We start from the raw sequence: 21770 nt of genomic DNA, 5'->3' as shown, positions 1-21770 counted from the left end.
TCTATCGAAGCTGTTCCTCCCTAATAATGAGACATTCCCCAGTGTCTCGAACAGCTTTCCATCCCTAATTAAAATTGGCATAAATTGTCCCCTTCCATGACCATCTTGTATTAACAAGATGGTCTATTTTCTTATCTTAAAATACAATTCAAATTTCCTAACAAAAAAGGAGTGAAAAAATTCACTCCTTTTTTGACTTACTTCCTTTGTTCGAACGATATTCTTTTCCCTTATTATCATTACCAGTTATAAACTCCGAACTAAACTCTTGTTGAAACTGCCCTGTTTTTGGTGAACCTTGATTTCCACTTCCTTGACTCCCGTTGCGATTCGTCATCTTTCTTCCTCCTTTCATCTTCCATCATTGTTAGTATGTCTTTCCTATCCCAATCATACACATCGCATTCTTCTATGTAACAAATTTCAATTTTTCATTTTAGTATGAATAAAAAAACCTCCCTAAAACAAGGAAGGATTCTCGATTAGCCATAGTTCATCTGGCTTTTTTTCTATATAAGTTTTTTCGAAATAGATATCATTAGATGCATTTCTTCTTCAGATAGGGCCGAAAACCTTTCTTTTAAATACTGTTTTTTTGCCAATTCCATTTTTGCAACTAACTCTTTTCCTTGTTCCATAATTTCCAAATATACAACACGACGATCAGATGTAGAACGTGAACGCGTTACAAAACCTTTATTAATTAGCTTTTCTGTAACAGCTGTAATATGACTGTTTGATACATGTAGTTCATTTGCTACGCGAGAAACCATCTCTTTTTCATTACGATTTAATATACGGAGCACGAGAAATTCATTCCATGGTATGTAATCTCCAAAAATTTTCCCCATATCATTCCGCAATGAACGAAACATAGCAAAAACATTTGCAGATAGATCCTCCATTAATTGTTCGCGATTATGAGACACCGTTTACATCTCCCTTTTATTTCATATAGTTAAATAAAAACATTATGAATTATATTACCTTATATTTTACATTTTGTCATCTTTTTTCCCATACAATCACTCATAATGTATTCACTTATTTGATAGATACACTCCCAAAACAAAACCCAATAGTAAAAATCTCCGTTATTCACTAGAGCACTTATCATTTATTATCTATTTGGAAATAAATGATACAGGTTGCTTTTCTAACATGCTGAAACTCACATCAGCCACAAAAAGGGTGCGATTCGTCGCACCTTTTTTGTTTTCACTTCCCATCAAGTATTCATGATATAATAAAATATGAATTTTTTTCCTTTTATCCCGCATTAACGGGCAGTCAGACCCCCACCTCAAAATTCAGCGAGAGCAAAGAAGTTAGGTGGGGGCAAAGCTCGATTGATGAGGGCTAATAATCAGTGGGGGATCAAGCCCCCTACTGATTAAAGTTTCACTTTATAAGATGAACTTTTTGGGGGTATATCATGAATCCAGACGAAGAAAAGTTTTCAGATCTAAGTGGAAAAGATAAAACGATTGTTATTAGTAGTATTACCCTTCTTATAATTATTGCTTTTGCACTCATTTTCTTTATGTATGTCGGAGTTTTTCGCCTCATTGGTGTAGAATATACATCACGAACTGCACTGCTTCTCTTTTTTTTATTAGCCCTTATACTAGATGGAATTAGTAGTTTCTTGATTTTATTTTTCAAAGTACTTTTAACCCCTCTGCTCACGCACATGTCAAAATGGCTATCCTTTTTACTGCTTTCCCTCATAGAAATCTCGCTTGATTGGCTCGTTATTCATACTGCAGATGATTGGATAGAAAGTATAACGATCTCCAATAAAGCTGAATTACTTATTGTCCTTTTCTTTTTTATCTTGGATAAATTATGGTCTACTGATAACAAAAAGAAAGAGTAAGATTACAAGCATTTCACGATAAAAATTGATACAATAAAAACAAAAATATACTAAAGAGGTGTTACATATGACATTACAACAATGGGCTGATAAAGGTATGTCCTTTGATACATACGTAAATAACATGACTGTGAACCAGTATGAATTACTACATATTTATAATAACTTTTTAATTCCGAACGAATTGCTTCCTGTTTTAGAAGAACGTCAAAACGACGGATGGCGTGTTATTGTACTATCCGCTGATTGGTGCGGAGACGCTCTTCTTTGCGTACCTGTTATGAAACGTATTTGCGAAGTTTCCAATATTGAAATGAGATTACTCATCCGTGATGAAAATTTAGAGTTAATGGATCAATATTTAACAAATGGAACAGCCCGTGCCATTCCAATCTTTATTTTTATTGATAAGGATGGAAAAGAACAGGCGGTTTGGGGACCACGTGCTCCAAAAGTGCAAGAATTAGTAACTTCTATGCGTGCTACATTACCTGAAAAAGATGATCCACAATTTGAAGAAAAACAGAAAGACATGTATGCTAATTTCCGTGCTACATTAGCTGACGACACTTCACTTTGGGAACATGCGATGGAAAATATGATTGAAAAAATAGTAAAATAAAAAAAACTGCCAAATGGCAGTTTTTTTATTACATAATGAAGAAATAATAGAACACCGCAGCTAAAATAAAACGATAATAAGCAAATGGTGTTAACTTTACACGAGCTAATAATTTTAAGAATGAAACAATCGCAAGCATTGCTACAAGGAAAGCCGTAATAAAACCAGTTGCAAATAATGTGATATCTGCTGAACTTAATACGTCCCAGCTTTTAATTAAATCTAACCCTGATGCTGCAACCATCATTGGTACCGCTAAAATAAATGTATATTCAGCAGCGGCTGTATGAGATACACGAGCTAATAATCCACCACTGATTGTAGATCCAGAACGTGAAAATCCTGGCCACAGTGCTAAACATTGGAACATTCCAATTGTGAATGCTTGTTTATACGTAATCTCGTCCAATGTTTTCGCTGTACTTGGTCTTGAAAATTTCTCAGCAACAATCATTAAAATACCACCAACGATTAAACTGATAACAACGGGGCCTGGTCCAAATAAAACCTCTTTAATTTTACTATGGAATAAAACACCAAGTACTCCTGCTGGAATCATACCGATAATGATATGTAATAAATTTAAAGATGGTCCTTGTGTTACCTTGCCAATCCCAACTAATGACCATAAACGTTTCCAAAATACAACGACAACCGCTAAAATCGATCCCAATTGGATGACAACTTCAAATACTTTTGCTCTATCATCATCAAATCCAATTAAATGTCCTGTTAAAATCATATGTCCCGTTGATGAAACCGGTAAAAATTCCGTTAATCCTTCAACAGCTCCCATGATTAAACCAATTAACCAATCAGCCACGAGTAGTGCCTCCTTAATACCTTATATATACTTTTTTCACACCTTATCATAATACCTTATCCAATTTCAAAGTGCATCTCTTTTTTCATTCTTTCAAAATATAACAATACATTCACATATGTGTATTTCTTTTCTATTTTCTTATTAAATTGTATGATAGAAAGAGTTTGGTCCTACATAGAAAGGAGCTTTTATGAAAGAAACCCATTCATTTTCACAAAAAATAAAACAATTTGTATTACTATTTTTCCCGATTTTTGTAACGCAAATGTCTTTATTTGCAATGAGTTTTTTTGATACAACAATGTCAGGGCATGCAAGTGCTACTGACTTAGCAGGGGTCGCAATTGGAACAAGTATATGGATTCCGATTAGTACGGGATTAACAGGAATCTTAATGGCTACCACGCCTATTATCGCTCAACTTGTTGGCTCAAAACAAAAAGAGGATGTTCCTCATATCGTGATACAAGCCGTGTATTTGGCAATCGGAGTTAGTTTACTTGTTATTCTCATTGGTTTCTTTGCCGTTTCACCAATTCTAAAAGGCATGCATTTAGAAGAGCAGGTCGAACACATTGCTTCTCAATTTTTAAGCATTATTGCAATTGGTATCATTCCTTTATTTGTCTATACTGTATTACGTGGGTTTATTGATGCATTAGGAAAAACACGTACAACAATGATTATTACATTACTTTCCTTACCTATTAACGTCATTTTAAACTATGTATTTATTTTCGGTCATTTCGGCTTTCCGAAACTAGGAGGCGTTGGTGCAGCAATTGCTTCTACCGCAACATATTGGTGCATTTTATTTATTACGATTATTATTATCCGTACGAAAGAACCGTTTACATCTTTTGGTATCTTCAGGCGCTTATACCGACTTTCTATTTCAAGCTGGAAAGAATTATTAAAACTTGGGGTACCTATCGGATTTGCCATCTTTTTTGAAACGAGTATTTTCGCTGCCGTAACACTCATGATGAGTAATTTTAGCACAACAACAATCGCTGCACATCAAGCAGCAATGAACTTTGCTTCCCTTTTATATATGACACCTTTAAGTTTAGCAATGGCCATGACAATTGCAGTGGGTTTTGAAGTTGGAGCAAATCGCTGTGAAAACGCAAAACAATACAGTTTTATTGGAATTGGTTTGGCACTTGCTTTTGCCTTGTTATATTCTATCTTACTCTTTTTCTTTGACGATCAAATTGCATCTATTTATACAACAGATATTGCTGTTCATGATTTAGCAAAAGAGTTTCTCATTTTTGCGATTTTATTTCAAATTTCCGATGCAATTGCTACTCCAGTGCAAGGTGCACTCCGTGGTTATAAAGATGTGAATGTTACCTTGATTATGACACTTATTGCCTACTGGATAATTGGTCTACCTCTAGGTTATATATTAGCAACCTATACTTCTTTGGCAGCTAAAGGTTATTGGATTGGTCTTATTATAGGGCTAGCATTTGGAGCTACCTTTCTGCTTGTTCGTCTCTTTCAAGTACAACGTAAATATACATCACAAAAGAGTCGCTAATCCTAGCGGCTTTTTTCATCATGCATAGTTCCTCTTTAAACGTGTAACATAATAAAAAAGAAAGGTGTAAATCTATGGATGAAAAGAAAAAACAGCAGTCCTACGATGAAGAGTTTGCTCCTGAAATCTCACCTGGATACAGGCAAGATATTCATAAACCGCCTCAATATAAAAATACTTCCTTTTTAGTTGGGATTGGTATTTTCGGGACAATATTACTTGTACTCATCATTTTCGTCTACTTTTAATGGGAAGGGAACTATATTATGACCAAACAATCCTCACTCTTTTCTAAAAGAGTTGTAAAAACACAAAAAGGTTATGCTGGTGATTCTATAAATGTGCATAAACAAGTTGAACAAGGCAATCTAGAAATTGCAAAAAAAGAAATTGGGCAACAAAACGAGAACCTGTGAATACAAAAAATGTCCCCACTTTTCGGGGACATTTTTATTCTACACGTTGCCGTTGCTTCGCAATTTTAAACGTATTATCTTCTTTTATAATCTTCATTCTATAACTTAACTGCATTTCATTTAAACATTATGTCCCTCTCTTTTTTCGATATATTTATTCCATATTATCATAGAGTTTAAAAATTCTGATAATATTAATGCATATATCCACAAAAAAGGAGAAAATCATATGACATCTTATATGCGAGATATCCAGCAATCACTACCCAATATTCCTATACACTCTTATGAACAAAACGATAATGGCTGGGATAATGTAGCCATTATTATTAACAATGAATGGCTTTTCCGTTTTCCACGTAAATCCCAGTATGCAAAACGAATACCTCGCGAAAAAGAACTATGCGAAATACTTGCTCAATCGTTACAAGAGATAAAGGTCCCAAAATACCACATCTTATATAAAAATGAATTAGATTCACTTCCATTTTGTAGTTATTATAAACTCATTCATGGGGAGCCATTAACAGTACAAACAATAGAAAGATTAACTGTAAAAGAACGTGAAACAGTTATCTCACAGCTTGCTATCTTTCTCGCTTCTTTACATACCGTCCCAATAGAACATGCTGTAAAATGGGGATTTGATACTGCGAAACCTATCTCATATTGGCGACAGATTCAAACGAAATTACACGTTCATCTTGCTTGCACACTTACATTGTTAGAAAAAAAAGCTTTTGATTGTTTATTCGAGGATTTTTTTGAACATATGTATGCATCTGATTTCCAAAAAACAATGATCCACGCTGACTTTACACATCATCACATTTTATTTGATGGGGAGAAAAGAAGCATTGCTGGTATTATCGATTTTGGTGATGCTCAAATTGGAGATCCTGCCTTTGACTTCGCTGGATTATATAACAATTTTGGTAGTGAATTTACAAATGCCATATATAAACGGTACTGTACTCTCACTCCCCATCATGATTTATCTTTCTTTAAGCGTGTCATTCAATTTTATCAGTATAGTCCATTACTCCATAACCTTGTTTATAACTTTGAAACAAATAACGAACAGGAGATACAGAAGAATCGAAAACATTTACAAACTATACTTCAGGGAAGGAGTTAACTTCTTTCCCTATTCTTCTTTTCCTCGTATATCATTAATTTTTTATCCATTTCTACAATTAATTTATACATTTGAAACGCCTGCAAAATTTGCAATTGGACCCAAAAAGGAGCCTGTTGTTCTTTTAACCATTGAAATACTTTTACTCCATTTCCCATTAAGTATCCCTCCCATCATAAGTTCCCCTACGTATATACCGTAAATGATGAAAAGCTTTTCATGTCAATACCAAAAAGAGATGCAAATTTGCACCCCTTAATGTAGTATAGTATTCTTCGCTATCAATGCATCTTGCATCTCGTCTACTTTGCATTCATTACGAAAAGCACATCCAATACATTCAGAACAAAATGTACGTTCTGTGTAATATTCTGGTTGCTGTAACATTTCTTTCATTCTATATAAATCGTTCATTCCATCCATAATATCTTGCTCTTTTGGAACAGATTCGTACCTAGTTCCTTCTATTAAATTAACAACTTCAATTCTTTCGGGAAGAATCCCAAAAACTTTGTAGCTAAACACTGCCGTAAGCTTTTGAAAAAGAGCAAGCATTTCTTCATTTGCATCAACAACATACTTTTTAATTACAAACGATTGTGTAGACCATTCACCCACTTCAAACGTTAATGAAATGTGCACACCTAACTCGTCCATATATGTTTGTAACTTCTCATATAAAAATAAAGGTGGTGTTTTACTCGCATCATTTTTCACAAACTGTATTAGATGGTCCGTTAACTTTGCAAGAACAATATAATATTCTGCTTTAGAAGCGAACATTCCAATACGCACTTTATCCCAATGTTTCTCTAATCGTTTTAACAACAGCATTGTTGTTTGTTTTTCTACAGGTGATGTGTAATAGTCAATAATAATTTGATTTACAATCGATTGAACCATTTGTTTCCATTCAAACGAAGAAGGTTCTCTTCTTTTTATATAGCGAAAATAAAACTTATGTGGACAACGCATAAAATCATATAAATGATAATCTGTCATCGTTTTAATTGATATTTTCCCCTGCACCCATCTTCATCTCCCTCTCACCATTAAGAAAGGTGTTTTACAAATTCAGCACCAAACTGAAGACATTTCTCTACATCTTCATCTTCTGGCGTTAGTTCTACTTTTAGCCCTTCCATTACAACTTCAGCACCGCGCTCTTGTAACTTTTCTATTAAGATATCAACAGCTGCCCCGTATTTCGGATAAGCAGAATCACAAGATCCAAATACTGCTGCTTTTTTACCTGCTAAATGAATTTCTTCCATTTCGTCATAAAAATCTAAGAAATCATCAGGAAGCTCACCATCTCCCCACGTATACGCTCCTAAAATAATCCCATCATATTCCTCTAATATAGAAGCTTCTGGCGTCGTCATAATATCAATCACTTCAATATCATTTCCTGTTTCACGAATCGCTCCAGCTATATGATCAGCCATCTCCTCTGTATTTCCACTCATACTTGCAAAAATCATTACAAATTTATTCAACTGAATCTCTCCCTTGATTATGTATCGCTTCTTCTTCCTTGTTTCCTTTCTTCTCCTCTACATATTCAGCACGAATTACACGCCGTTGCCATTTTATATCTATATTTTTAATTTCCCTTTGCCCAAGGCGAAATATCTTTTTCATCTCTCCCTCATCCATTCTGCACTTGTGAATACATTGATAATAATTATCAATTTCAACTATACTTTTAGATTAAATGAAAATAATTATCAAAGTCAATAACTATTTTTTAAAAAATAATGAAAAGGTACAAGCTTGTCCGTCAGCTATTCATATACTATAAATGAGCATAGTTCTTTCTCAGCCCTCTCTAACGGAAAGAAATAGAAGCAACTGCGATAAGCGCAGTTGCCTTTTTTTGTACTCTTTTAAGCTTTTAGTAAATTCATTGTCGCCTGTAAAAATAACTCTGCCCCATTAATTAAAGCTGATTCATCCACATCAAACTTTGGATGATGATGAGGATAACAAGTTTTGATTTTCTCATTTCCAGTTCCTAATTTAATAAAACAGCCTGGCGCTTTTCTTAAATATGCCGAGAAATCTTCCCCTCCCATCGAAGGAGCTAGCTTTACAATTCTCTCCTTTCCAAACAACTCTACCGCACTTTCTTCTACTATTTTTGTAATAAACGTATCATTGATAACCGGGTCATATCCATAGCGATATGTATACGTATACGCTGCACCATGTGCCTCTGCAATCCCCTTAGCAATTTGTTCAATCATCTCTTCCGATTCTTTCCTTAGTTTTTGATCAAAGGACCGGACTGTTCCCATTAAATATGCTGTATCAGGAATAATATTATCTGCTGTTCCCCCGTGAAATTGTGTTATGGAAACAACTCTTTGCATAAAAGCGCCTGTATTTCTAGATACAATATGTTGTAAGTTCGTAATGATTTGCGCACCAACTGCTATCGGATCTACTGTTTCTTCCGGCCTAGCAGCATGGCCACCTCTTCCTTTTACTTCAATCGTAAATACATCGGGAGCAGCCATCATAGGCCCATATACAACTCCAACCTTCCCCGTTTCTAATCCAGACATTACATGTAGGCCGATAATATAATCCACATCATCCATCACACCAGCTCTCACCATTTCCTGTCCACCACCAGGATACACTTCTTCAGCATGTTGAAATAAAAGACGAATTTCTCCTTCCCAATCCTCATTCTTATTTGCTATCGCTTCTGCTGTACCTAATAAAATAGCGGTATGTGCATCATGCCCACATGCATGCATAACCCCTGAAATAACTGATGCATATGGTTTAGACGTTTCTTCCTGAATTGGCAGGGCATCCATATCTGCACGAATTGCTATTACTTTGCCTGCCTTCTTTCCTTTTTTCTTTGCCATCACACTATACCGCGTCGGTCTTGTCACCTCGAAAGCTGAAAATGAACATAATGTATCATATATAAATTGTGAAGTTTTTTCCTCGTGGAATGATAGTTCAGGAAATTGGTGAAAATGTCTCCGCCACTTTATAATATTTTCCTCTGACACATATGTCTGCCATACCTTTTTCAAACGCTCCATTCCTGACAACCTCCTTTTCATTCTTCACATTTCTTATTTCACTGTGATTATTTAATTTCCTTGTAAGATTTTCATTTTCAAAAAATCGATTTATACACTCACAACTCATTAAAAAAAGACAAATCCATTACAAATTCATATAGAATGTAATATAATTGCTAAGTTAGGGATTTTCTTTTTTAGTATTTAGTGCTACTATCAAAAAAGAGCCTTTTTGTCTTAATTTTACCTAAAATGTGGAATTTCGTTTTTTTCACAATGATGTAGGACATGATACCTACATATAGTTACTATTTCATAAGAGAGGGAAAGACATGGAAAGATTAAAAGAGATATGGTCTCGACCACTCACACAATGGTTTGCAAAGACGGTTTATTACCTTGCAATTTTATTTGCACTACTTTGGTTGTATGGATTCCATGATACAAACACAAGTACATTTATTTACAATGAATTTTAGGGTGGGAACGTTATGAAGTTATTAGAACAAATCGAAAAGTGGGCGACAGAAACGCCTGATCAAACCGCTTTCGTTTGGCGAGATGCGAAAATTACGTACAAACAATTAAAGGAAGATTCTGATGCATTGGCGCACTGGATTTCTTCTGAGTATCCAGATGATCGTTCACCAATTATGGTTTATGGCCATATGCAACCTGAAATGATCATCAACTTTTTAGGGTGTGTGAAAGCTGGACATGCTTACATTCCTGTAGATTTATCTATTCCAGCTGATCGTGTACTACGTATTGCTGAAAGTTCTGGTGCGAAATTACTTCTATCTCCGGTAGAAGTTGCTGTAACTGACTTACCAGTTCGCATCGTATGTGAAGACAACTTAAAAGACATTTTCTTTACTCATAAAGGGCAAACGCCAAACCCTGAGCATGCGGTAAAAGATGATGAGAACTTCTACATTATTTACACATCAGGGAGCACAGGTAACCCGAAAGGTGTGCAGATTACTTATAATTGCCTTGTTAGCTTTACAAAATGGGCTGCCCAAGATTTCAACTTACAAACAGGACAAGTATTCTTAAACCAAGCACCGTTCTCATTCGATTTATCTGTAATGGACATTTACCCATCGTTAGTAACAGGTGGTACACTTTGGGCAATCGATAAAGATATGATTGCACGTCCAAAAGACTTATTTGCTTCTTTAGAGCAATCGGATATTCAAGTATGGACTTCCACACCATCTTTCGCAGAAATGTGTTTAATGGAAGCTTCTTTCTCTGAAAGTATGCTACCAAACATGAAAACATTCTTATTCTGCGGTGAAGTATTACCAAATGAAGTAGCTAGAAAATTAATTGAGCGCTTCCCGAAAGCAGCAATTATGAATACGTACGGTCCTACAGAAGCTACTGTTGCTGTAACAGGCATTCACGTTACACAAGAAGTTGTTGATAAATATAAATCTCTTCCTGTTGGCTACTGTAAATCAGACTGTCGCCTTCTTATTATGAAAGAAGATGGCAAGATTGCACCAGATGGTGAAAAAGGTGAAATCGTAATTGTCGGTCCAAGCGTAAGCGTTGGTTATTTAGGAAGCCCTGAATTAACAGAAAAAGTATTCACAATGATTGATGGTGAGCGCGCCTACAAAACAGGTGATGCTGGCTATGTAGAAAATGGTCTTCTATTCTATAATGGTCGTCTTGATTTCCAAATTAAGCTTCATGGTTATCGAATGGAATTAGAAGAAATCGAACATCACCTTCGCGCGTGTTCTTACGTAGAAGGAGCAGTTGTTGTTCCAATTAAAAAAGGTGAAAAATACGATTATTTATTAGCGGTTGTTGTTCCTGGAGAGCATTCATTTGAAAAAGAATTCAAATTGACATCTGCAATCAAAAAAGAACTCAATGAGCGATTACCAAACTACATGATTCCACGTAAATTCATGTATCAATCTTCTATTCCAATGACACCAAATGGAAAGGTAGATCGCAAAAAATTATTGAGTGAGGTTACAGCATGACCGCATATGGATCATTTTATTTTTTCGCTATAGTGGGCATTTTATTAATACCTACTATCATAGCTGGATTAAAAGGTAAAATGTTGCGTAAATATAATGCCGTTCTAACGTTAGTAATGCTTGCACTTATTTTCTCTGACAAACCGAAGCAAGCAATGATGTTAGCAGCATTTATCATTTGGCAATACATCCTTATTAAAGGCTATTTATTATTAAGAAAACAAAATAATAATACGTCCATGTTTTACATGGCTGTTATTTTATCGATTTTGCCACTAATTCTGGCAAAAATCGCACCATTTGTACATGAATTAAAATTCATTGTATTTGCTGGTATGTCTTATGTAACATTCAGAGCAGTACAAATGGTATTTGAGATTCGTGACGGTTTAATTAAAGAATTCTCATTCTTTAATTTCTGGGAATTTGTTCTGTTCTTCCCAGCTATCTCGACTGGACCTATTGATCGTTATCGTAGGTTCCAAAAAGATATTCAAAAGCCACCAAGTGCTGAAGAATATCAAAAGTTACTCTATACAGGTATTAATCGTATTTTCCAAGGTTTCCTGTATAAGTTTATTATCGCTTATTTATTGCAGAAGCATTTTGTTGATGCAGTATTTGCGAATCAAGATACCATTTTCTCTAATGCGATTTATATGTATAGTTACAGTTTATACCTATTCTTCGACTTCGCAGGTTATAGTGCATTCGTAATTGGTGTCAGTTATATGATGGGTATTAAAACACCAGAAAACTTTAATAAACCATTTATTAGTCGTAACATTAAAGATTTCTGGAACCGTTGGCACATGACCTTATCATTCTGGTTCCGTGATTTTATTTATATGCGCTTTGTCTTTTTCGCAACAAAGAAAAAGCTACTTAAAAATCGCTACACGATTTCATATATCGGTGCATTTTTAAACTTTTTCATTATGGGCGTTTGGCATATTCTAGGTGAACATGTTTACCAGTACATTATTTACGGCCTTTACCATACTGTTTTGTTTATTTCGTTTGATATTTTCGAACGAAAAAACAAGAAACATAAATTTTGGCCAAACAATAAATTCATGCATGTTCTTGCAGTAGTGATTACGTTCCATTTCGTCTGTTTCGGTTTCCTAATCTTCTCTGGTCACCTTAACAGATACTTTTAATGAATAGCTTCTTTTCTTACAGCTAAGAAGTTACACATAATATATTTCGGATATAAAGGAGATTTTAAAAATGGCAGAATTTAAAGATCAAGTATTAGATATTTTAGAAGAAGTTTGTGAAAATGATATTGTAAAAGAAAATCCAGATGTACAATTATTTGAAGAAGGTATCCTTGATTCTTTCGGTACAGTATCTTTATTAGTAGAATTCCAAGAACGTCTAGATATCGAAGTATCTATTTCTGATTTTGATCGTGATGAGTGGGCAACACCAAACATGATTATTAAAAAGTTGGAAGAAATCCGATGAAAAAAGCAACTTTTGGACCGATGCTCTTAGCATTGGCCCTTTTTGCTGTATTCTTACTTATTCCAACACGCTTTCTACTTCCGCTTGTCAGTGATAAGAAAGTAGAAGAGGCGGCAACTTCTCTAAAATCAGAGAAAATACAAAGTATGATTTTACAGCAAAAAATGTTAGAAGATCCGAAATACCTTCCGATGTATGGTTCATCGGAATTTGCGAGAATGGATGCTTTTCATCCATCCAATTACTTTAAAGTAAAACCTGAAGGATTCACACCATTTCTTCTTGGTCGTGGCGGAACGCAAGACCTTATCCATGTGCTAAACTTTGCATCTACAATGGATCAATTAAAAGATAAAAAAATGGTCTTTGTTCTTTCACCACAATGGTTTGTACCACAAGGCATTGATGAAACACACTTTGCACCTAACTTTTCAAAACAACAAGGCTACCATTTCATTTTTAACAATGATTTAAAGCCTGAAATGAAAAAACAAATTGCAAAACGTTTATTGAACTTTGAAATTGTAAAAAAAGAGACGTTATTAAAAACATCTTTAGAAGGCATTGTCTATGATGATACTAAACATAAGATAAAAGCAATTGCAGCGAAACCATTTGCTTATCTTTACCGTAATATTTTAGATCGCAAAGACATATTTACAGTGATGTTCGATATTAAACCGCATAAAGAACAACTTGATCCAGCATTGAAACAAATGAACTGGAATGAAGCACGTAAACACGCGGATCAAACTGGTGAATTAGAATCAAAATCAAATCAGTATGGTATCGAAGATGATTACTTCAATAGCAAAATTAAAAAGAAATTGAAGCAACGCAAAGATTACTTAAAAAATGACGCTTATGATCACTCTCCAGAATATGAAGATTTACAAATTGCGCTCGATTTATTAAAACAATCTGGTGCAAAACCACTCTTCATTTCTGTTCCTGTAAAAGGTCCTTGGTATGATTATGCTGGATTCCCGAAAGAACGACGCGAATTATACTATAAGAAAGTTCATGAGCAAATTAAACAAGCTGGCTATCCAATTGCTGACTTTTCAAACCATGAGTATGACAAATACTTCTTAAAAGATCATATGCACTTAGGCTGGAAAGGCTGGGTATACATCGACGAAGCGATCCAGCAATTTTATAAAACAAACTAATAAAAAGACCGCTTGAATTATTCAAGTGGTCTTTTTGTATATATGCTTTGTAAATTTTCTACGGTTACCTTTACTTCTCCCAACACTCGTTCAACAATTTGCTGAGCTGATTCTTTTCTTGCTAATGAAGAAGCTTGTCCAGCCCAGAGTGACATATATTCCCCTTTGTTTTGTTTTGCAGCTTCTTGACGTATTTTAGCGGTTAATACATTTTGAACTGGATACATTGGGAGCATTTCTTCTTTTTCTTCATGTTGTTCTATAAATGTATTTCGAACCCCCCTTGCATATTTTCCAGAAAATGATCTCGTTACAGTTGTACTCGTATCTGTACTGTGCAGTACCGCTTTTTTATGTACATTATGTGTAATACTTTCTTCACTTGTTAAAAATGCTGTTCCCATTTGAATGCCTTCTGCACCTAGTGCCATTGCTGCAACAAGACCTTGTCCATTCATAATGCCTCCTGCCGCTACAATTGGGATATTTGATACTGCGGCTACCATTTGTGGAATTAATGCAAATGTACCGATCATAGAATCTTGTTCTTTCCCAATAAAAGTCCCGCGGTGTCCTCCAGCCTCGCTACCTTGTCCAACAATTACATCTACCTCTAATTCAGCAAGCACCTTCGCTTCTGCCACATTTGTAGCTGTTCCAATTATCTTTATGCCCTCTTTCTTCAACGATACAATTTCCTCTTGTTCTAACGTGTGAAATGCAAAGCTTATAACCGGAACTTTTTCTTCCTTTAACACGTGCAATTGTTCTTTATAACTTTTCGGAAGTTGTAATGATTGATTATACTCATCTATACCTAATTCTTTTCGTATCGGCTCTAATAAATTTCTTGCTACTTGTACTTTTTCTTCCTCAATTTGTATTTCTTTCGTAAGTAACAAATTTACTGCAAACGGCCTATCTGTTAACTCTCTTATTTTATAAATAGATTGACAAATTTGTTCCGGACTCATATAACCAGCCCCGAGCGTTCCTAGGCCGCCGCTATTACACACAGCCGCAACAAGCTCTGGTGTCGTAATTGCACCTGCCATACCAGCCTGAATAATTGGATACTTTATTTGTAATACATCATTTACTCTGCTTGTAAACATCCTTCTTCCCCTCCCTATGCCCTCTTATATCTTCTCGACTCAACAAACTTTTCCCTTCTTTTAAAAGGATCGAACTGCTTATAAACGAATATATTGAAAACGAAGGAGGAGATTTAAATGATTCAGCCAAATGTCTTACAACAAGGCGATACGGTAATGCTTATTGCTCCAGCAGGCCCTCCAGTAATAGAACACGTCCTTGCAGGAAAAAAAGTATTAGAAACAATGGGCCTATCCGTAATAATTGGTCAAAGTGTTTACGAGAAATACGGCTATCTAGCTGGAAATGATGCAATCCGCCTTCAGGATTTACATGAATCTTTTTCCAATCCTGAAGTGCAAGCCGTTTTTTGCGCAAGAGGTGGATACGGAAGTGGTCGTCTCCTTCCTCATATTCAATATGAACTCATTCGAAACAACCCGAAGATTTTTTGGGGATATAGTGATATTACTGCTTTACATATTGCCTTTTCACAATATGCAGGACTCATTACATTCCATGGACCTATGATTGAAGAATTAGGAAAAGGAGTGAATTCTCTTTCTTTATCTTCTTTCAATCAACTATTCTATCCGTATTCAAATATTTTACCAGCAGCAGAATGCATTACCACTACATCTACTTGTACAGTTTCCGCACCATTAGTTGGAGGTAATTTAACCGTTTTAGTAAGTACACTGGGTACCCCCTATGAAATCTATACAGCGAATAAAATTGTATTACTTGAAGATATTGGAGAAGAACCGTATCGTATTGATCGCATGTTCAATCAATTACATTTAGCAGGAAAATTGAATGAATGTGCAGGAGTTGTATTCACAAGCTGCCATGATTGTATAGCCTCAAAGCAGTCTCTATCATTACAAACCATATTGTATAACTATCTCGCTTCATACAATATTCCTGTATTACTCGGTCTTCCTATCGGGCATATACAGCCAAATGTCGGAATACCACTCGGTGTTACTGCCACAATGGACACGGAAAGAAATACACTTTCTATCCCTTCAGGTGTGAAATTTTAATCATCCTCACTGATTAAGATTTCACTTTATATTAGGTTAGAAGGAAATACTCTATATAATTTTTCATTCACAGCAAAAAAGGAAAAGCGTGTATCGCTTTTCCTTTTTACTATATATATCCATTTTGATTTTTCAACATATAAGTCGCTGCTATGAAGAAAAAAGGTGACCCACACTCACTTTCTCTCTTTGTTTTCACTTAGCATGGGGCAGGAAGAGGGTCTGACCGCTTTTATGCATGGTCGGATGCTCTCTTCCACCTAAATATTAGGTTTTATGTCGATTTTTCAATTTGTATTTATATATATTTCCTTATACCGAGTTGACTATAAGGAGTGCTGACAACAATTTTTTACTGATAATAATTAAATATACGCCCAGATGCTATATCCGCAACCTCTTCTGGAATAAACGTTTTGCTAAGCTCTGTACCAACATTCAATACCGCCGTTGCTTCTTGATCTAGATTTTCAAATAATTCTTTCCCACGTATCGTAATAAGGGGCGTTTCTTCCGGCAACACCTCTTTCACAAATTCTAATTGTGTAAAGAACGGTACGATCCATCTACCCTCTCCTTGGAAATAACGCAAACGAAGTGTTCCTTCTGATGCAGAATCATCCGCCTCTATAGATCCAGCAACATAAAAATGAGTTGTTAGCAACAATTCATAAAATTCCTTTTGTTTTTGTTTATCCTCTTCTGCTAAAACGAGTACTGTTTCTATTTTCTTTACTGGAATTTGCTCCATATGCTGCCACCCCTATTTTCAAAATAATTATACTTTAATTATACGAAATATTCTTATTTTTTTCTACATAATTATTCAAATATTTTATTGAAATAGTATCAATCATTCATCGTTACAACTGAACCAATCTTACCTTCTCTAATATTTCCGATGTTGTAACGATGGTAGCGAATTCCTCATGAAGATTTACGAGGGTCATATTATGAATTTCTTCTGCACAATATTGTAAACCATCCGGCCCTTTTCGATTAAATGTAGCTGTTGCATCACTTACTAAATACGTTGAAAAGCCTAAATTTCCAGCCATCCGTGTTGTTGTTTCCACACAGTGATTCGTCGTTAACCCAACAATAATAATCGAATTACAATTCTTCTCTTTTAATTGCTTTTCTAAATTTGTTCCCATGAATGCACTGTTCACACACTTTTGAATAACTATCTCCCCTTGTAATGGCTGTACTTCCTCTTTAAACTGACTTGTTTCTGCATTTGGATGAAACATCGATTCTATATTTTCTTTGTTTACATGTTGTATATGAAAAAGCGGCAAATCTCTTCGTCTCCACTCTTCTAATAAACTTTTCATATTCTCTTCTGCAAAAGGATTATTTCGCTCGCCCCAATAAGGTAGATTAAACGCTTTTTGTACATCAATAATAACAAGTGCTGACTGTTTCAGCATTATTCCTTCTCCTCTCCTGGCTGTAATTGAAATAAAAATCCAAGTTGTTGTGAAGCAGTAATAAAGCAAATATATACACAGAGCTCTACAATCTCTGCCTCACTCCAATACTGTTTCAACACATCAAACATCTTATCATCTATCGCTGAACGATTATGTACAAATACATGTGCAAAGGTTACAGCAGTACTAATCTCTTCTACCTTTTGCACATCATCTGGCTTTCCTTTTGCCATGCAATACAAACACTCATTTCCAAAAGCAAGTGTTCTACGTACTTGTTCTTTTAATTCTGCAGAAAGTGCCCCTTTTTCATATAATGTATTTTCTAATACACTCCAAGTATGTAGTATATCTGGACAATGCCCTAATAATTTTTGAAACTTTGTTTCTCCTACATCTGATAATGAAATTCTCTCCATCATTTCTCCTCCTATTCCTTTCTGTTTTATTGTAAAATAAAGTATAGCCTTTTCACATTTCATATGAATCTTTATTTATATATTTTCTTTACAAAAATTATTATTTTACTGGAGGTATAGTTACATATGCAATTAGATCGTGTAGATCGTAAAATTTTAAATGAATTATATAATGATAGTCGCCTCTCTATGCGAGAATTATCAAAACGCGTAAACTTATCCGCGCCTTCTACTGCAGAACGTGTTCGTAAGTTAGAAAATGAAGGAGTCATTCAAAAATATACAATTGATATTGATTATAAAAAAGCCGGGCTCGTCTTAGATTGTATTTTAGAAATCACCTTAAAAAATGGTGATACAACGCGCATGCAACAATTTATTCAATCGTATCCATCGGCAAGCTTTTGCTATCGCGTAACTGGAAGTCTTTGTTATATCGTTAAAATTTCTGTTCCTTCATTAGTTGAACTTGAAGAGTTTATTAATGATGTTTCTTCATATGCAACAACTGTTTCTCATATCGTATTATCGGAAGTATCCCTTACTCCTGATATCGAACATATTTTTCCAGAAGAACAAAATTAATTTTTATTCAAAATATAATAAAAAACCCCTTACAAAAAGAATAAAAATGTTTTATTATGTATTAAAATACATAAAGTTCGAGAAAGGGGCATTACATTGAAAATTTGGTTTTACGAAAAAACGATACAAGAAGATGATTTACTTGGCATTTGGGATAATGTTCCCACCATCCCTCGAATTGGGGAAAAGGTGGAAATTTCAAAAATGGTTCGTACAGTCACAGATATTAAATATGTAAAAAACGGAAACAACTTCCACGTTGAAATTGTTATCCATTAAAATAGCAGCTCTCCTCATTTATATTGGAGAGCTGCTATTTTTCGTTTCCTATACTCTTATCAATGTTCTGCCTTTGTTATAATAATTTTTTCATTCTCTACTACAACCGTTACATAATCATTCTCTTCTAATCTCAACTGATTCACAGCCTCATCTGGCAACTCTACAGCCATAAGTTGATCCGTTAAAATGACTTGACTATACATTTTATTTTGTTGTAATGGTACAACTGCCTTATCTTCATTGATAAAACGAAGAGGTGGTACCCCCACTTCTTTTACAGTTCGCCAATTTTTACGAATAAAAGGTGCCAACCATAATAAACTGATCAGAATTACAACGAGTCCAATCCATAAATTACTTTGTCCTTGTAATTCAGCAATCGAAATGACATCATCTGTTCCTTCACCACTCGTTAATTGGATGGTAGTTGCTATACAATTATTCAACGCATGAACAGCAATATTCGTCCATATATTTTTCGTTTTTATGTAAAGAAGACACATGACAACACCAAATACAAAAGCACCGACTACATCAAAATGTCCTAAACCAAAAATAAGAGAGGACACAATTACAGCACGTTTTATCCCCCACTTAAACGTTATACGCTGTAAAAAGAAACCTCGAAAGATAACTTCCTCCATAATAGGTGCAAAAATACATGCTGAAATAAAGCTAAAGATTTTTGTATATGTGCTACTCATATCAATTACACTATCATCACTTAATACACCCATTAAGAAATCTGGAACAAGATGTGCTAATATGTAAAATTGAATAAAAGATACACCGAATGCAAAAATCATTCCCATTGCGGTTGCAACTATGATTATCTTCCAGTTTAACCGTGATGGTTTATCAAAGAAGCTAGTAAATATAACATTATTTTTTCGTGTTTTTAAATATAACCATAGTAGTGGAAATACAAAAAACACCGAAATTTGCACTGCAACATCCATGACATTTTCTGAAGCGCCCGCAAAGGATAGCGGTAGCACCATTACTACTATACCCAAAATCATCCATGCAAAAAAATTACGAAGTCGTATACGTGAAAATGCATATTGAATAAAAAACACCCCCAAGATGATATATTTATATTTTAATATGAATATCATTAAAATTCTTCCTATTTTTCTCAGTTCGCTTTTAAATACTATACCTATTAAAATATATAATAAGGAATCTATTTTGTAATTTCCTCTTTGCAAGATTTTCTGTTATAATGTTAAATGTCGCTTTTTATACCTGTTTTTTCAAAACACATTATCATGATAGGAATAAGGAGGATTACGCACATGGATTTTTTTGAAAATGTCATTACTCCGATTCATAAGTTTATTACAACAACAAACGAATATTTATGGGGTTATATTTTAATTACATTGTTAATCACTGTAGGTTGTTATTTTACAATAAGAGCTGGATTTGTTCAATTCCGTCACATTCGTGAAATGATCCGTTTGCTAGGCGATGGCGCAAGCCCTTCTACACGTAAAGCACAAAAAGAAAAGCATGGTGTTTCTTCATTCCAAGCGTTTTGCATGAGTACAGCATCACGTGTTGGAACAGGTAACTTAGCTGGTGTAGCAATTGCTATTTCTACGGGTGGACCAGGTGCTGTCTTTTGGATGTGGCTTATCGCTATGATTGGCGGCGCATCTGCTTTCGTTGAAAGTACACTTGCACAAATTTATAAAATTAAAGACGGTAAAACATTCCGTGGTGGACCAGCATACTACATGGAAAAAGGTTTAAACAAACGCTGGATGGGTATGATTTTCTCCGTTTTAATCACAGTTAGTTTCGGTTTAGTCTTTAACGCTGTACAAGCAAATACCGTAACATCTGCATTCGATGGTGCTTTTCATATCGATCCAAAAATAGTTGGAGTTTCATTAGCTGCCCTATTATCTGTTATTATTTTTGGTGGCGTAAAGCGAATCGCACGTGTTGTAGAAATGATTGTACCAGTTATGGCAATCATTTATGTTGCAGTTGCACTATTTGTTGTCGTGACAAATATTACATTGATTCCAGAAATGATAAAAGAAATTTTAGCACACGCATTTGGCATAAAAGAAATCGCGGGCGGTAGCTTTGGTGCAGCTGTTTTACTTGGTGTCAAACGTGGTTTATTCTCCAATGAAGCTGGTATGGGTAGTGCACCAAACGCAGCTGCGACTGCTAACGTAACACATCCTGTTAAACAAGGTTTTATTCAAACACTTGGTGTCTTTACAGATACATTATTAATATGCAGTTGTACTGCTTTTATTATCCTTTTATCAGACGTTCATACTGGAACAGATTTAAACGGTATTCAGTTAACACAAGAAGCGTTAAAAGCACATATTGGTCCTTGGGCTCCAATCTTTGTCGCTGTAGCAATCTTCTTGTTTGCTTTCAGTTCTCTAATCGGAAATTACTACTATGGTGAAACAAATATTGAGTTCTTAAACGGAAGTAAAACCACACTTATGATTTACCGCATCGCTGTAATTGGTATGGTATTCCTAGGTTCTGTTGCAACCATTCAAGTTGTTTGGGATTTAGCCGACCTATTTATGGGCGTTATGGCAATCTTCAACTTAGTTACAATCATATTCTTAAGCAAATACGCATTTGCAGCATTAAAAGATTATATGAAGCAAAAAGAGGCTGGAAAAGATCCTGTCTTCTATGCCGACAGCATTCCTGGTTTAGAAAATACAGAATGCTGGGATCGTGAAAAAACAGAAGAAAAAGTTGGTTAAGAAAAATCCCCGCGAGCGGG

28 protein-coding genes are annotated in these 21770 nt (G+C 35.0%); 15 read left to right on the top strand and 13 right to left on the bottom strand.

Going from position 1 to position 21770, the window contains the following annotated elements; translation table 11 throughout:
- Positions 1-181: 181 nt before the first annotated feature.
- The gene (locus tag JDS96_RS08530) at positions 182-337 is read right to left on the bottom strand and encodes a hypothetical protein (protein ID WP_016113985.1); all 156 of its coding nucleotides are present in this window, start codon (positions 335-337) and stop codon (positions 182-184) included.
- A 172-nt stretch (positions 338-509) separates the two neighbouring features.
- Entirely contained in the window at positions 510-929 is a 420-nt protein-coding gene (locus JDS96_RS08525; protein WP_199666595.1) for a MarR family winged helix-turn-helix transcriptional regulator, read from the bottom strand.
- Positions 930-1435: 506 nt separating this feature from the next.
- Between JDS96_RS08525 and JDS96_RS08520 the strand changes: the two genes are divergently transcribed.
- The gene (locus JDS96_RS08520) at positions 1436-1879 is read left to right on the top strand and encodes a YrvL family regulatory protein (protein WP_006094138.1); all 444 of its coding nucleotides are present in this window, start codon (positions 1436-1438) and stop codon (positions 1877-1879) included.
- Between the two features lie 67 nt (positions 1880-1946).
- Complete coding sequence (locus JDS96_RS08515) at positions 1947-2501, top strand: thioredoxin family protein (RefSeq protein ID WP_006094137.1); 555 nt, start codon at positions 1947-1949, stop codon at positions 2499-2501.
- Positions 2502-2529: 28 nt separating this feature from the next.
- Here the strand turns inward: JDS96_RS08515 and bacA are convergent, their stop codons facing one another.
- Positions 2530-3324 carry an undecaprenyl-diphosphate phosphatase gene (gene bacA, locus JDS96_RS08510; RefSeq protein ID WP_003196138.1) on the bottom strand — a complete coding sequence of 265 codons (795 nt, stop codon included), beginning with the start codon at positions 3322-3324 and terminating at the stop codon, positions 2530-2532.
- Between the two features lie 193 nt (positions 3325-3517).
- On the opposite strand from bacA, the gene JDS96_RS08505 reads away from it, so the two are divergent.
- The 4 genes from JDS96_RS08505 (at position 3518) to JDS96_RS08490 (ending at position 6430) form a co-directional block, all read left to right on the top strand.
- Complete coding sequence (locus tag JDS96_RS08505; protein WP_199666594.1) at positions 3518-4876, top strand: MATE family efflux transporter; 1359 nt, start codon at positions 3518-3520, stop codon at positions 4874-4876.
- A 74-nt stretch (positions 4877-4950) separates the two neighbouring features.
- Complete coding sequence (locus JDS96_RS08500) at positions 4951-5124, top strand: hypothetical protein (protein WP_006094135.1); 174 nt, start codon at positions 4951-4953, stop codon at positions 5122-5124.
- An 18-nt stretch (positions 5125-5142) separates the two neighbouring features.
- The gene (locus tag JDS96_RS08495; protein WP_003196135.1) at positions 5143-5292 is read left to right on the top strand and encodes a hypothetical protein; all 150 of its coding nucleotides are present in this window, start codon (positions 5143-5145) and stop codon (positions 5290-5292) included.
- A 229-nt stretch (positions 5293-5521) separates the two neighbouring features.
- Entirely contained in the window at positions 5522-6430 is a 909-nt protein-coding gene (locus JDS96_RS08490) for an aminoglycoside phosphotransferase family protein (protein ID WP_199666593.1), read from the top strand.
- On the opposite strand, the gene JDS96_RS08485 is transcribed toward JDS96_RS08490, so the two are convergent.
- The 5 genes from JDS96_RS08485 to JDS96_RS08465 all read right to left on the bottom strand — a co-directional run bounded on the left by JDS96_RS08485 (position 6427) and on the right by JDS96_RS08465 (position 9498).
- Positions 6427-6588 carry a hypothetical protein gene (locus tag JDS96_RS08485; protein ID WP_016113979.1) on the bottom strand — a complete coding sequence of 54 codons (162 nt, stop codon included), beginning with the start codon at positions 6586-6588 and terminating at the stop codon, positions 6427-6429. The two genes, JDS96_RS08490 and JDS96_RS08485, sit on opposite strands and share 4 nt — an antisense overlap.
- Positions 6589-6685: 97 nt before the next feature.
- Positions 6686-7459: a hypothetical protein gene (locus JDS96_RS08480; protein WP_097787086.1), complete on the bottom strand. Its 774-nt coding sequence runs from the start codon at positions 7457-7459 to the stop codon at positions 6686-6688.
- Between the two features lie 23 nt (positions 7460-7482).
- Positions 7483-7929 carry a flavodoxin gene (locus JDS96_RS08475; protein WP_016113977.1) on the bottom strand — a complete coding sequence of 149 codons (447 nt, stop codon included), beginning with the start codon at positions 7927-7929 and terminating at the stop codon, positions 7483-7485.
- On the bottom strand, positions 7922-8074 hold the full coding sequence (locus tag JDS96_RS08470; protein ID WP_199666592.1) for a hypothetical protein: 153 nt from the start codon (positions 8072-8074) through the stop codon (positions 7922-7924). Before JDS96_RS08470 ends, JDS96_RS08475 begins: the two co-directional genes overlap by 8 nt.
- Before the next feature lie 245 nt (positions 8075-8319).
- The gene (locus JDS96_RS08465) at positions 8320-9498 is read right to left on the bottom strand and encodes a M20 metallopeptidase family protein (protein WP_374220993.1); all 1179 of its coding nucleotides are present in this window, start codon (positions 9496-9498) and stop codon (positions 8320-8322) included.
- Positions 9499-9812: 314 nt separating this feature from the next.
- Between JDS96_RS08465 and JDS96_RS08460 the strand changes: the two genes are divergently transcribed.
- From JDS96_RS08460 to dltD, 5 genes are all read left to right on the top strand, one after another.
- Positions 9813-9959: a teichoic acid D-Ala incorporation-associated protein DltX gene (locus JDS96_RS08460; protein WP_006094128.1), complete on the top strand. Its 147-nt coding sequence runs from the start codon at positions 9813-9815 to the stop codon at positions 9957-9959.
- A gap of 12 nt (positions 9960-9971) precedes the next feature.
- Positions 9972-11486, top strand: coding sequence for a D-alanine--poly(phosphoribitol) ligase subunit DltA (dltA, locus tag JDS96_RS08455; RefSeq protein WP_199666591.1), 1515 nt, complete (start codon positions 9972-9974; stop codon positions 11484-11486).
- A complete protein-coding gene (gene dltB, locus JDS96_RS08450) occupies positions 11483-12649 on the top strand; it encodes a D-alanyl-lipoteichoic acid biosynthesis protein DltB (protein ID WP_018781031.1) in 1167 nt (388 codons plus the stop codon). Before dltA ends, dltB begins: the two co-directional genes overlap by 4 nt.
- A gap of 70 nt (positions 12650-12719) precedes the next feature.
- A complete protein-coding gene (dltC, locus tag JDS96_RS08445; protein WP_003196126.1) occupies positions 12720-12959 on the top strand; it encodes a D-alanine--poly(phosphoribitol) ligase subunit DltC in 240 nt (79 codons plus the stop codon).
- The gene (dltD, locus tag JDS96_RS08440; protein ID WP_018781033.1) at positions 12956-14131 is read left to right on the top strand and encodes a D-alanyl-lipoteichoic acid biosynthesis protein DltD; all 1176 of its coding nucleotides are present in this window, start codon (positions 12956-12958) and stop codon (positions 14129-14131) included. Before dltC ends, dltD begins: the two co-directional genes overlap by 4 nt.
- Before the next feature lie 17 nt (positions 14132-14148).
- Here dltD and JDS96_RS08435 read toward each other — a convergent pair whose 3' ends face one another.
- Positions 14149-15246 (bottom strand): NAD(P)H-dependent flavin oxidoreductase, encoded by a 1098-nt coding sequence (locus JDS96_RS08435; protein WP_199666590.1) that lies wholly within the window; start codon positions 15244-15246, stop codon positions 14149-14151.
- A gap of 117 nt (positions 15247-15363) precedes the next feature.
- Here JDS96_RS08435 and JDS96_RS08430 point away from each other — a divergent pair, with 117 nt between their 5' ends.
- Positions 15364-16272, top strand: coding sequence for a S66 peptidase family protein (locus tag JDS96_RS08430; RefSeq protein ID WP_199666589.1), 909 nt, complete (start codon positions 15364-15366; stop codon positions 16270-16272).
- Positions 16273-16624: 352 nt separating this feature from the next.
- Here JDS96_RS08430 and JDS96_RS08425 read toward each other — a convergent pair whose 3' ends face one another.
- The 3 genes from JDS96_RS08425 to JDS96_RS08415 all read right to left on the bottom strand — a co-directional run bounded on the left by JDS96_RS08425 (position 16625) and on the right by JDS96_RS08415 (position 18127).
- Complete coding sequence (locus JDS96_RS08425) at positions 16625-17023, bottom strand: SseB family protein (protein ID WP_199666588.1); 399 nt, start codon at positions 17021-17023, stop codon at positions 16625-16627.
- 112 nt (positions 17024-17135) lie between these two features.
- Positions 17136-17705, bottom strand: a complete 570-nt coding sequence (locus JDS96_RS08420; protein WP_003196120.1) for a cysteine hydrolase family protein — start codon at positions 17703-17705, stop codon at positions 17136-17138.
- Positions 17705-18127 (bottom strand): carboxymuconolactone decarboxylase family protein, encoded by a 423-nt coding sequence (locus JDS96_RS08415; RefSeq protein ID WP_018764186.1) that lies wholly within the window; start codon positions 18125-18127, stop codon positions 17705-17707. The genes JDS96_RS08420 and JDS96_RS08415 overlap by 1 nt, the downstream gene beginning before the upstream one ends.
- 126 nt (positions 18128-18253) lie before the next feature.
- On the opposite strand from JDS96_RS08415, the gene JDS96_RS08410 reads away from it, so the two are divergent.
- Positions 18254-18712 carry an Lrp/AsnC family transcriptional regulator gene (locus JDS96_RS08410; protein WP_003196118.1) on the top strand — a complete coding sequence of 153 codons (459 nt, stop codon included), beginning with the start codon at positions 18254-18256 and terminating at the stop codon, positions 18710-18712.
- Positions 18713-18808: 96 nt separating this feature from the next.
- Positions 18809-18991, top strand: coding sequence for a DUF3913 family protein (locus JDS96_RS08405; RefSeq protein WP_098039863.1), 183 nt, complete (start codon positions 18809-18811; stop codon positions 18989-18991).
- Positions 18992-19050: 59 nt separating this feature from the next.
- On the opposite strand, the gene JDS96_RS08400 is transcribed toward JDS96_RS08405, so the two are convergent.
- Entirely contained in the window at positions 19051-20064 is a 1014-nt protein-coding gene (locus JDS96_RS08400) for a CPBP family glutamic-type intramembrane protease (protein ID WP_199666599.1), read from the bottom strand.
- Between the two features lie 228 nt (positions 20065-20292).
- Between JDS96_RS08400 and JDS96_RS08395 the strand changes: the two genes are divergently transcribed.
- Complete coding sequence (locus JDS96_RS08395) at positions 20293-21750, top strand: alanine/glycine:cation symporter family protein (RefSeq protein WP_206777035.1); 1458 nt, start codon at positions 20293-20295, stop codon at positions 21748-21750.
- Positions 21751-21770 lie beyond the last annotated feature (20 nt).

Origin of the sequence: Bacillus cereus group sp. N21 (assembly GCF_016483395.1) — a bacterium.
In the GTDB taxonomy this organism is placed as follows: Bacteria; Bacillota; Bacilli; order Bacillales; family Bacillaceae_G; genus Bacillus_A; species Bacillus_A pseudomycoides.
The sequence above is the reverse complement of the archived record's forward strand: the minus strand, read 5'-3'. Positions and strand labels throughout refer to the sequence as shown.

Coding starts and splice junctions, on each gene's coding strand:
- JDS96_RS08530 (WP_016113985.1), bottom strand. CDS start 337: ATGACGAATCGCAACGGGAGTCAAGGAAGTGGAAATCAAGGTTCACCA.
- JDS96_RS08520 (WP_006094138.1), top strand. CDS start 1,436: ATGAATCCAGACGAAGAAAAGTTTTCAGATCTAAGTGGAAAAGATAAA.
- JDS96_RS08515 (WP_006094137.1), top strand. CDS start 1,947: ATGACATTACAACAATGGGCTGATAAAGGTATGTCCTTTGATACATAC.
- JDS96_RS08505 (WP_199666594.1), top strand. CDS start 3,518: ATGAAAGAAACCCATTCATTTTCACAAAAAATAAAACAATTTGTATTA.
- JDS96_RS08500 (WP_006094135.1), top strand. CDS start 4,951: ATGGATGAAAAGAAAAAACAGCAGTCCTACGATGAAGAGTTTGCTCCT.
- JDS96_RS08495 (WP_003196135.1), top strand. CDS start 5,143: ATGACCAAACAATCCTCACTCTTTTCTAAAAGAGTTGTAAAAACACAA.
- JDS96_RS08490 (WP_199666593.1), top strand. CDS start 5,522: ATGACATCTTATATGCGAGATATCCAGCAATCACTACCCAATATTCCT.
- JDS96_RS08485 (WP_016113979.1), bottom strand. CDS start 6,588: ATGGGAAATGGAGTAAAAGTATTTCAATGGTTAAAAGAACAACAGGCT.
- JDS96_RS08470 (WP_199666592.1), bottom strand. CDS start 8,074: ATGAAAAAGATATTTCGCCTTGGGCAAAGGGAAATTAAAAATATAGAT.
- JDS96_RS08465 (WP_374220993.1), bottom strand. CDS start 9,498: ATGGAGCGTTTGAAAAAGGTATGGCAGACATATGTGTCAGAGGAAAAT.
- JDS96_RS08460 (WP_006094128.1), top strand. CDS start 9,813: ATGGAAAGATTAAAAGAGATATGGTCTCGACCACTCACACAATGGTTT.
- dltA (WP_199666591.1), top strand. CDS start 9,972: ATGAAGTTATTAGAACAAATCGAAAAGTGGGCGACAGAAACGCCTGAT.
- dltB (WP_018781031.1), top strand. CDS start 11,483: ATGACCGCATATGGATCATTTTATTTTTTCGCTATAGTGGGCATTTTA.
- dltC (WP_003196126.1), top strand. CDS start 12,720: ATGGCAGAATTTAAAGATCAAGTATTAGATATTTTAGAAGAAGTTTGT.
- dltD (WP_018781033.1), top strand. CDS start 12,956: ATGAAAAAAGCAACTTTTGGACCGATGCTCTTAGCATTGGCCCTTTTT.
- JDS96_RS08435 (WP_199666590.1), bottom strand. CDS start 15,246: ATGTTTACAAGCAGAGTAAATGATGTATTACAAATAAAGTATCCAATT.
- JDS96_RS08430 (WP_199666589.1), top strand. CDS start 15,364: ATGATTCAGCCAAATGTCTTACAACAAGGCGATACGGTAATGCTTATT.
- JDS96_RS08425 (WP_199666588.1), bottom strand. CDS start 17,023: ATGGAGCAAATTCCAGTAAAGAAAATAGAAACAGTACTCGTTTTAGCA.
- JDS96_RS08420 (WP_003196120.1), bottom strand. CDS start 17,705: ATGCTGAAACAGTCAGCACTTGTTATTATTGATGTACAAAAAGCGTTT.
- JDS96_RS08415 (WP_018764186.1), bottom strand. CDS start 18,127: ATGGAGAGAATTTCATTATCAGATGTAGGAGAAACAAAGTTTCAAAAA.
- JDS96_RS08410 (WP_003196118.1), top strand. CDS start 18,254: ATGCAATTAGATCGTGTAGATCGTAAAATTTTAAATGAATTATATAAT.
- JDS96_RS08395 (WP_206777035.1), top strand. CDS start 20,293: ATGGATTTTTTTGAAAATGTCATTACTCCGATTCATAAGTTTATTACA.